Origin of the sequence: Brenneria sp. L4-2C (assembly GCF_040240335.1) — a bacterium.
In the GTDB taxonomy this organism is placed as follows: Bacteria; Pseudomonadota; Gammaproteobacteria; order Enterobacterales; family Enterobacteriaceae; genus Brenneria.
In genome coordinates this window covers 23,868-31,338 of the sequence record NZ_JBEIAC010000028.1, presented here as the reverse complement: position 1 = coordinate 31,338, position 7,471 = coordinate 23,868, and the positions used below count along the sequence as shown (strand labels likewise).

Below are 7,471 nucleotides of genomic sequence, written 5' to 3'. Positions count from 1 at the left end.
CGGGAGACATTCTGAGCGGCAAGGCGTTGCCGATGCGGCCGGAGGCGGACGAACTGCGGGCATTTACCCGGGAACCGGGGACGGTTATCCGCGGGCAGCAGAAAGTGGCGCAGGAGAAACGGCTGGCCTACGCGCAGGAAAGGGCGGCGGCGGTGTGGGCGGCGCACGGCATTGCGCCGCTGGTACGCAATCCTCGGCAGGGCTGACGGCCTATTTTAGCGGGATTAGGGCTGTGCCGACGCGAAGAACGAATGTATAACGCCGTCGGCACGCCTTGCGTACGCCGCACCTGAACGACACTGAATACGCGTCTTCGCGCTATCAATTTAGTGGTCTCAACAGTCAGGTTTTCACCGCCCTGTCATCCTGACGTCATTTATCCGTTATTTTTCCGTCATGAACGCATGTCATGTTACCTCGCGAATAAAAAAACGCTCGCAGCCCAAATTCCAGGAGACAAGCATGCTTAATCCGCTATTTCGTCAGGTACGTGTCATGAAAACAGTGGCATGCGCCACACTCGCATTGGCTTACAGCGCCAATGCGCTGGCCGTTACCGAGATCCCCTTCTGGCACTCGATGGAAGGGGCGTTAGGCGTCGAGGTCAATTCACTGGCGGACCGTTTTAACCAGTCCCACCGCGACGTGAAAATCGTCCCGATCTATAAAGGCAACTACGAACAGAATCTGGCCGCCGGCATCGCCGCCTATCGCGCCGGCAACGCGCCGGCGATCTTGCAGGTTTATGAAGTAGGCACCGCCACCATGATGGCCAGCAAGGCCATCAAACCGGTGTATGAAGTGTTTAAAGACGCCGGCATCCATTTTGATGAGTCGATTTTCGTCCCCACCGTCTCCGGTTATTACACCGACGCCAAAAGCGGTCAGCTATTATCCCAGCCCTTTAACAGCTCCACGCCGGTGCTGTACTACAACAAAGACGCGTTTAAAAAAGCCGGCTTAGACCCGGAGCAGCCGCCGAAAACCTGGCAGCAACTGGCCGAGTACACCGCCAAACTGCGCGCGGCGGGCCTGAAATGCGGTTATGCCAGCGGCTGGCAGGGCTGGATTCAGATTGAAAACTTCAGCGCCTGGCACGGCCTGCCGGTGGCCAGCAAAAACAACGGCTTCGACGGCAGCGACGCGGTGCTGGAATTCAACCAGCCGACGCAGGTCAAACATATTCAGCGCTTGCAGGATATGAATAAGCAAGGGAGTTTCACTTATTTCGGGCGCAAGGATGAACCGACCGAGAAGTTCTACAACGGCGACTGCGCCATCACCACCGCTTCGTCCGGTTCGCTGGCGGATATCCGCCAGCACGCCAAATTCGACTACGGCGTAGGCATGATGCCGTATGACGCCGACGCGCAGGGCGCGCCGCAGAACGCCATTATCGGCGGGGCCAGCCTGTGGGTGCTGAACGGCAAAGACGCCGCCACCTATAAAGGCGTCGCTGAATTTATGCAGTTCCTGGCGCAGCCGGAAATCGCCGCCGAATGGCATCAGAAAACCGGTTATCTGCCCATCACCCAGGCCGCGTATGAACTGACGCAAAAGCAGGGTTTCTACGAGAAGAATCCGGGCGCGGATATCGCCACGCGCCAGATGCTGAACAAGCCGCCGCTGCCGTTCACCAAAGGGCTGCGCCTGGGCAATATGCCGCAGATCCGTACCGTGGTGGACGAAGAGCTGGAAAGCGTGTGGACGGGTAAGAAAACCCCGCAGCAGGCGCTGGACAGCGCCGTTGCGCGCGGCAACGCCCTGCTGCGTCGCTTCGAGCAGTCAACGAAATAACCCTGTCGGCAATGCGCCGTATCGGGCCGCAGGGAAGCGGCCCGTCCCCTGGCGCAAGTATTAATGAGTTCGCGCATGACATCATCCCGTCCCGTTTTTAACCGTAGCTGGTTGCCCTATGTGCTGGTGCTGCCTCAGCTACTGATTACCGCGATTTTTTTCCTCTGGCCGGCAGGTCAGGCGCTGTGGTATTCGGTGCAAAGTCTCGATCCGTTCGGGCTATCCAGCGAATTCGTCGGTATGGAAAATTTCAGACAACTGCTGGATAACCCCTACTATCTCGACTCCTTTTACACCACGCTGACCTTCAGTTTTCTGGTGGCGGGATTCGGCCTGCTGATCTCCCTGTTTCTGGCGGCGCTGGTGGATTATGTTATCCGCGCCAGCCGTCTGTATCAGACGCTGATTATTCTGCCCTACGCCGTCGCGCCGGCGGTGGCGGCGGTGCTGTGGATGTTTCTGTTCAACCCCGGTCTGGGGCTGATCACCCACTTTCTCGGCCTGCTGGGGTACTCATGGAACCACGCGCAAAACAGCGGCCAGGCGATGTTTCTGGTGGTGCTGGCGTCAGTCTGGAAACAGATTAGCTATAACTTCCTGTTTTTTCTGGCGGCGTTGCAGTCCATCCCCCGCTCGCTGATCGAAGCGGCGGCGATTGACGGCGCCGGCCCGGTGCGCCGCTTCTTCAATCTGGTGCTGCCGCTGATCTCGCCGGTAAGCTTTTTCCTGCTGGTGATCAATCTGGTGTACGCGTTCTTCGATACCTTCCCCATCATCGACGCCGCCACCGCCGGCGGCCCGGTTCAGTCCACCACCACGCTTATCTACAAAATTTACCGCGAAGGCTTTGCCGGGCTGGATCTCTCCAGCTCCGCCGCCCAGTCAGTGGTGCTGATGCTGCTGGTTATCGGGTTGACGGTGATTCAGTTCCGCTTTGTCGAACGGAGGGTGAACTACCAATGATTGAGAACCGACGCGGACTGGATATCTTCAGCCACCTGATGCTGATTGTCGGCATCGCCGCGGTGCTGTTCCCGCTGTACGTCGGGTTCGTCGCCGCCACGCTGGACGATCAACAGGTATTTCAGGCGCCGATGACGCTGATCCCCGGCGCGCACCTGTGGGAAAATCTGCGCCATATCTGGCTGCACGGCGCCGGCAACAGCGTCACGCCCTTCTGGCTGATGCTGCTGAACAGCTTTGTGATGGCGCTGGCGATTACCGTAGGCAAAATCACGGTGTCGATATTGTCCGCCTACGCCATCGTCTACTTTCGTTTTCCGCTGCGCGGCGTGTTTTTCTGGATGATCTTCCTGACGCTGATGCTGCCGGTGGAGGTGCGTATCTTCCCCACGGTGGAGGTGATCGCCCGGCTGGAGATGATGGACAGCTACGCCGGGCTGACGCTGCCGCTGATGGCGTCGGCCACGGCGACGTTTCTGTTCCGGCAGTTTTTTATGACGCTGCCGCATGAGCTGCTGGAGGCGGCGCGCATCGACGGCGCCGGCCCGCTGCGCTTCTTTTTCGATATCGTGCTGCCGCTGTCGAAAACCAATCTGGCGGCGCTGTTCGTCATCACCTTTATCTACGGCTGGAACCAGTATCTGTGGCCGCTGCTGATTATTACCGATGCCAATCTCGGCACCGCGGTGGCCGGGATCAAAAGCATGATCGCCTCCGGCGACGGGGCGACGCAGTGGAATCAGGTGATGGCGGCGATGCTGCTGACCATGCTGCCGCCCCTGCTGGTGGTGCTGCTGATGCAGCGCTGGTTCGTGCGCGGTCTGGTCGACAGTGAAAAATAGCGGCGTTGCAAAACCCACAGGACGTTTTTTATGGCATGTTTAAAACTTCAGGCCGTCAGTAAATCCTACGACGGCAAAACCCAGGTGATCCGCCCCATCGATCTCGACGTCGCCGACGGCGAGTTTGTGGTGATGGTCGGGCCGTCCGGCTGCGGCAAATCCACCCTGCTGCGCATGGTCGCCGGGCTGGAACAAGCCACCGGCGGCGATATTTATATCGATAACCAACGGGTGACCGATCTGGAGCCCAAAGATCGCGGCATTGCGATGGTGTTCCAGAACTACGCGCTGTATCCCCATATGAGCGTGTATGACAATATGGCCTACGGGCTGAAAATCCGCGGCTTCGGTAAAACGCAGATTCGCCAGCGGGTGGATGAAGCGGCGCGCATCCTTGAGCTGGCGCCGCTGCTGGCGCGCAAACCGCGCGAGTTATCGGGCGGGCAGCGTCAGCGGGTGGCGATGGGACGCGCCATCGTACGCGAGCCCGCGGTCTTTCTCTTTGACGAGCCGCTGTCAAACCTGGACGCCAAACTGCGGGTACAGATGCGGCTGGAATTGCAGCAGTTGCATCGGCGCCTGAACACCACCAGCCTTTACGTCACGCACGATCAGGTAGAGGCGATGACGCTGGCGCAGCGCGTCATCGTGATGAATAAAGGCGTTGCCGAACAGATTGGCGCGCCGGCGGAGATTTATCGTCGTCCGGCATCGCTGTTTGTCGCCGGTTTTATCGGCTCGCCCGCCATGAACCTGTGGTCGGGCAGGATCAGCGCCGACGGCTGTCGCTTTGAGCTAGACGGCGATGCGGCTCTGCCGCTGACGACCGCCAAACCGCAATGGCGCGGACGCGAGTTGACGCTGGGGGTCAGGCCGGAGCATATTCAACTGGCGGCAAGCGAGGCCGGCGGCATTCCTCTGCGGGTTTCGACGCTGGAGCTGCTGGGCGCGGACAATCTGGCGCATGGACAATGGGGGACGCAAAAGGTGATCGTTCGTCTCTCCTACGAGCATTGCCCGGCGGCGGGCTCAACGCTCCGACTGCATCTGCCGGAGTCATCATGGCATTGGTTTGATTCGCAAAGCGGATTACGGGTGGAATAATGGTAACGCAATGGCCTTATCCGTCAATCGTCGCCCATCGCGGCGGCGGTTCTCTGGCGCCGGAAAATACGCTGGCGGCGATTGATGTCGGCGCCGGGTTTGGTCACAGGATGATCGAGTTCGACGCCAAACTGTCGCAGGACGGGCAGATCTTTTTACTGCATGACGACACACTGGAACGCACCAGCAACGGCTGGGGGATCGCCGGCGACCAGCCATGGGATAAACTGGTCACGCTGGACGCCGGCAGTTGGTACGGCGACAAATTTGCCGGCGAACGGCTGCCGCTGTTGGCGGAAGTCGCCAAGCGCTGTAAACAGTACGGCATGGCGGCCAATATTGAAATTAAACCCACCACGGGCCGCGAGCAGGAAACCGGACGTCTGGTCGCCCTGGCGGCGCGCCGGTTATGGCAGGATCACCCCATTGCGCCGTTGCTGTCTTCCTTTTCGCCGACGTCGCTGGAAGCGGCCCGCCAAGCGGCGCCCGAACTGCCGCGCGGCCTGCTGCTGGATGAATGGAATGACGACTGGCAATCGCTGGCGCAGCGCTTAGGGTGCGTTTCCCTCCACCTTAACCATCAGTTGCTGACGGCGGAGCGGGCGGCGTTATTGCAGGCCGCCGGGCTGAAAATCCTGGTTTATACCGTCAATCAGCCGGCGCGGGCGAAAACGCTGCTCGATTGGGGCGTTGACTGCATCTGTACCGACCGGATAGATTTAATCGGACCAGATTTTGCTGCCGGCTGAAATCTGTCTGCTGTTATATGGATCTCAAGGTGCCGGTTGATTAAGGAAGTGGTGCGATGCTCGCATTTATTGTTTCCCTCTGGCACCAGATTTCCCTCTCTTTACCGCTGTTTGTTTTGATCGCCCTCGGTTACGCGCTGATCCGTTATGGAAAATGGCCGACCACCGTTACCGATGGCATGAGCCGCTTTGTCTTTTCGGTGGCGCTGCCCGCCATGTTATTCCGCCTGATGAGCGATTTTTCCAAACGTCCTGTCGTCGACGCCCGGTTATTGATCGCTTTTTTCGGCAGTTGTCTGGTGGTCTTCATTCTGGGCCGCATTGTGTCGCGCAAAATTTTTCATCTGGATGGCGTTTCCGGATCCATTTTTGCGCTGAGCGGTATCTTTTCCAATACCGTCCTGCTCGGCCTGCCGCTCGCCACGCTGATGCTGGGGGAAGAAGCGATACCTTCCGTCGCGCTGGTGGTGGTGTTTAACGGGCTGATCCTCTGGACGCTGGTGACGGTCTCGGTGGAGTGGGCGCGCAACGGCGCGCCTTCGCTCCGGGGTTTTACCAAAACCGCGCTGGGCGTGCTGAAAAATCCGCTGATCATCGGCATTCTTTCCGGCACGGCGTTCAGCCTGACCGGCCTGACTCTGCCGTCTTACGTCGACCAGCCGCTGGGCATGCTGGGACAGATTGCCATGCCGCTATCGCTGATCGCGCTGGGAATGGGGCTGGCGGAATACCAGATCCGCGACGGCTGGCGAATCAGCAGCGCCATTTGCGCCATCAAACTGTTGGTGCAGCCGTTGGTGATCTGGGGCATCGCGGCGGCGATCGGTCTGCCGGAAATGGAAACGCGGGCGGTGGTGTTGCTGGGGTCGATGGCGGTCGGCGTGAACGTGTATCTGATGTCGCGTCAGTTCAACGTACTGGGCGGCCCGGTCGCCTCCAGTCTGCTGATGTCGACGGTGCTGGCCGCATTGACCACTCCGCTGATCCTGACCCTGATGGGCGTACGCTTATAGCGGCGCGAACAGGGACGTCAGCACGCCCGTTACTGCGGCAGCGCCTTTTGCTGCGCGCGTTGTTTTTCCTGCTGTAACTGCTGTTTTTGTTGTTGCTGTAGCTGGCTATTGCGCTGCTGTAATTGCTGGTTCAACTGTTGCTTCTGCAATTGTTGATTTTGCTGCATACGTTGTTGCAACTGCTTCTGACTATTGATGCCGTTTTCATACTGCTGCTGTTGCGCCGATGGCGCCTTCACGGCGTCGGCCAGCGTGACCAGCGGCAGCGATAATAAGGCAAGCGATAATCCCGTCAGTTTGATTGCGTGTTTCATTCGGTCCTCCACGGCGCGGAATGCGCCAAACCGTCTATCTATTCGGCGCCGCCTGCATTCCCGCGAATGTCATCGCCGCCGTTAAGAAGTGTAATCGCTGTCAGCGGAAACGTCGTGCAGAGTTATCTGCATTGCGTCTCCGTCAGGCTTTGGGTCACCCGCCGGGAATGTTATATACTGCGGCGGAATTTTTCTTTGCGATTGAAGTTACCTCATGTTTCATATTGCGCTCTATGAGCCACAAATAGCCCCGAACACCGGCAATATTATCCGTCTGGCCGCCAATAACGGCTGCACGCTGCATCTGATTGAACCGCTGGGCTTTGATTTTGAAGAGAAGAAGCTGCGCCGGGCCGGGCTGGATTATCACGATCTCGCCAACGTCAACCGCCATAAAAATTATCAGGATTTTCTGGCCGCGGTCGCCGGACAACGGATTTTCGCCTGTACCACCAAAGGCAGCCGCCCTTACGATCGGCCGGACTATCAGCCTGGCGATGTGCTGCTGTTCGGTTCGGAAACCGCGGGTCTGCCGAATGAGATCCGCGACGGCTTTGCGCCGGATTTCCGCATCCGTATTCCCATGCAGCCGGAGTGCCGCAGCCTCAACCTGTCCAACGCCGTCGCCATCATCAGCTATGAAGCCTGGCGGCAGAACGGCTTTGGGGGACGAACCTGATATTGCCGCC

At 58.9% G+C, this 7,471-nt stretch carries 9 protein-coding genes; 8 read left to right on the top strand and 1 reads right to left on the bottom strand.

Annotated elements, in window-relative coordinates; translation table 11 throughout:
- From ABRZ26_RS23215 to ABRZ26_RS23185, 7 genes are all read left to right on the top strand, one after another.
- A partial coding sequence (locus tag ABRZ26_RS23215; RefSeq protein WP_319606466.1) for a T6SS phospholipase effector Tle1-like catalytic domain-containing protein occupies positions 1–206 on the top strand: 206 nt, incomplete at its 5' end.
- A 289-nt stretch (positions 207–495) separates the two neighbouring features.
- The gene (gene ugpB, locus ABRZ26_RS23210) at positions 496–1,797 is read left to right on the top strand and encodes a sn-glycerol-3-phosphate ABC transporter substrate-binding protein UgpB (RefSeq protein WP_319606465.1); all 1,302 of its coding nucleotides are present in this window, start codon (positions 496–498) and stop codon (positions 1,795–1,797) included.
- Between the two features lie 75 nt (positions 1,798–1,872).
- The gene (ugpA, locus tag ABRZ26_RS23205; protein ID WP_319606464.1) at positions 1,873–2,760 is read left to right on the top strand and encodes a sn-glycerol-3-phosphate ABC transporter permease UgpA; all 888 of its coding nucleotides are present in this window, start codon (positions 1,873–1,875) and stop codon (positions 2,758–2,760) included.
- Positions 2,757–3,602 carry a sn-glycerol-3-phosphate ABC transporter permease UgpE gene (ugpE, locus tag ABRZ26_RS23200; RefSeq protein ID WP_319606463.1) on the top strand — a complete coding sequence of 282 codons (846 nt, stop codon included), beginning with the start codon at positions 2,757–2,759 and terminating at the stop codon, positions 3,600–3,602. The genes ugpA and ugpE overlap by 4 nt, the downstream gene beginning before the upstream one ends.
- 30 nt (positions 3,603–3,632) lie before the next feature.
- On the top strand, positions 3,633–4,706 hold the full coding sequence (locus ABRZ26_RS23195) for a sn-glycerol-3-phosphate import ATP-binding protein UgpC (protein WP_319606462.1): 1,074 nt from the start codon (positions 3,633–3,635) through the stop codon (positions 4,704–4,706).
- Positions 4,706–5,455, top strand: a complete 750-nt coding sequence (gene ugpQ / locus ABRZ26_RS23190) for a glycerophosphodiester phosphodiesterase (protein WP_319606461.1) — start codon at positions 4,706–4,708, stop codon at positions 5,453–5,455. The genes ABRZ26_RS23195 and ugpQ overlap by 1 nt, the downstream gene beginning before the upstream one ends.
- A 56-nt stretch (positions 5,456–5,511) precedes the next feature.
- Positions 5,512–6,468 (top strand): AEC family transporter, encoded by a 957-nt coding sequence (locus ABRZ26_RS23185; RefSeq protein ID WP_319606460.1) that lies wholly within the window; start codon positions 5,512–5,514, stop codon positions 6,466–6,468.
- 29 nt (positions 6,469–6,497) lie between these two features.
- Here ABRZ26_RS23185 and ABRZ26_RS23180 read toward each other — a convergent pair whose 3' ends face one another.
- On the bottom strand, positions 6,498–6,782 hold the full coding sequence (locus ABRZ26_RS23180; protein WP_319606459.1) for a hypothetical protein: 285 nt from the start codon (positions 6,780–6,782) through the stop codon (positions 6,498–6,500).
- Positions 6,783–6,996: 214 nt separating this feature from the next.
- On the opposite strand from ABRZ26_RS23180, the gene ABRZ26_RS23175 reads away from it, so the two are divergent.
- On the top strand, positions 6,997–7,461 hold the full coding sequence (locus tag ABRZ26_RS23175; RefSeq protein WP_319606458.1) for a tRNA (cytidine(34)-2'-O)-methyltransferase: 465 nt from the start codon (positions 6,997–6,999) through the stop codon (positions 7,459–7,461).
- Positions 7,462–7,471: the final 10 nt, after the last annotated feature.

Coding starts and splice junctions, on each gene's coding strand:
- ABRZ26_RS23185 (WP_319606460.1), top strand. CDS start 5,512: ATGCTCGCATTTATTGTTTCCCTCTGGCACCAGATTTCCCTCTCTTTA.
- ABRZ26_RS23195 (WP_319606462.1), top strand. CDS start 3,633: ATGGCATGTTTAAAACTTCAGGCCGTCAGTAAATCCTACGACGGCAAA.
- ABRZ26_RS23175 (WP_319606458.1), top strand. CDS start 6,997: ATGTTTCATATTGCGCTCTATGAGCCACAAATAGCCCCGAACACCGGC.
- ugpE (WP_319606463.1), top strand. CDS start 2,757: ATGATTGAGAACCGACGCGGACTGGATATCTTCAGCCACCTGATGCTG.
- ABRZ26_RS23180 (WP_319606459.1), bottom strand. CDS start 6,782: ATGAAACACGCAATCAAACTGACGGGATTATCGCTTGCCTTATTATCG.
- ugpB (WP_319606465.1), top strand. CDS start 496: ATGAAAACAGTGGCATGCGCCACACTCGCATTGGCTTACAGCGCCAAT.
- ugpQ (WP_319606461.1), top strand. CDS start 4,706: ATGGTAACGCAATGGCCTTATCCGTCAATCGTCGCCCATCGCGGCGGC.
- ugpA (WP_319606464.1), top strand. CDS start 1,873: ATGACATCATCCCGTCCCGTTTTTAACCGTAGCTGGTTGCCCTATGTG.